This is a genomic window from Geobacter argillaceus, assembly GCF_007830735.1.
Classification (GTDB): Bacteria; Desulfobacterota; Desulfuromonadia; order Geobacterales; family DSM-12255; genus Geomobilibacter; species Geomobilibacter argillaceus.
Genome location: NZ_VLLN01000067.1, coordinates 1 through 1,319 on the forward strand (window position 1 = coordinate 1; position 1,319 = coordinate 1,319).

Sequence of the window (1,319 nt, forward strand, 5' to 3'; positions counted from 1 at the left end):
CTTCTGAGTAACTTAACCATAGGTGGTTGAATTTATGGGTTTTATGTCAAGCCATTTGACCCTGTACCGGGACCAGTTCAAAACCGAGTTGTTGTGCTTTACGTTTCAGATTCTGTACGACTCGTGAGCGGTAACGCTCCTCATAATGATCCTGACCAAGATCTGCGTACGACGTCCTGTTCTTCAGCATGGAGTACACCAGTCTTGCGAGCTTATGTGCAGTTGCCGTTATGGCCTTGGATGCTCCCAGCCGTGCTCTCTGTCGACGGATGTATCCCCCCAAGGCGCTCTTTGATCTGATCAAAGAAAAGGCTGCCATGCGAAAGGCAATGGCGGCCCGATTGGCAATTCGTTTGGTAGCGCTGCTGAGCACCTTGCCGCCACTAATCTTGGCTCCGGGGCATAGCCCTAGCCACGAGGCAAAATGTTTATCGGATTTCCAGCGGCTCATGTCGGTGCCGATTTCGGCTATGATCTTGAGGGCTGTAGTTGTGTCGATGCCGTCGATACAGGCAAGATCGACTCCGGATATGCGCAGCAATGCTTCTTCCAGGCTAGCGGGTGGTTTGCCGGAAGGGCTGTTTTGGTCTGATTCAGCCGCATCGAAGTGTTTGAGCTGTTCCAATATCTGCCGGTCGCAATCGGCGATTTTTGTCTGGTAGAACTCATGCAACTCCACGGCCTGTTGCAGGCTGAACAGATGCTCTGGTCGGTAGTTGCCATGCAGAGAGCGCGCTATGGTTTGCTCGTCGTTCTTGCAACGTTTGTCGCGAAAGGTAGCCAGTGCGTTGGGATTCCGCTCGCCGGCAAGGATGGCCTTGATGATTCGCATGCCGGTCACGCCTGTGATGTCGCTGACAACGTTGTGCAGTTGCAGATTCATCTGGGCAAGTGCCTTCTGCATATGTTGTGTGTGAGATGCTGAGATTCGTACCAATGTCGCCCGCTGTCGAACATAGGCCCGAAGCGCGCAAACCTGTTCGGCCGGACGGAAGGCGCCACGGAGCAGGCCATAAGTATGCAACTGCTGCAACCACTGGCAATCCAGAACGTCAGTCTTTCTCCCGGGGACATTCTTGACGTGACGAGCGTTAACCAGCTTGACCTCGAGCCCACGGCTCTCGAGAATTTCAAAGACCGGAATCCAGTAAATGCCGGTGGACTCCATGGCGACCGTAGTAATGCCGCAGGCAAGAAGCCATTCGGCCAGCCGTTCAAGATCGTCGGTGAAGGTGGAAAATTCCCGCACCGGCTCTTCATCCACTCCTTCGGGAACAGCGACGAAGTGGCTTTTTGAGCCGATGTCGATACCGGCGGCA

The 1,319-nt window shown here is 54.1% G+C and carries 1 protein-coding gene; it reads right to left on the reverse strand.

Annotated features, from left to right (window positions below; all coding sequences use genetic code 11):
- Positions 1–46 precede the first annotated feature (46 nt).
- The coding region (locus tag JN12_RS20355; protein ID WP_145026387.1) for an IS110 family RNA-guided transposase at positions 47–1,319 on the reverse strand (1,273 nt) is incomplete at its 5' end.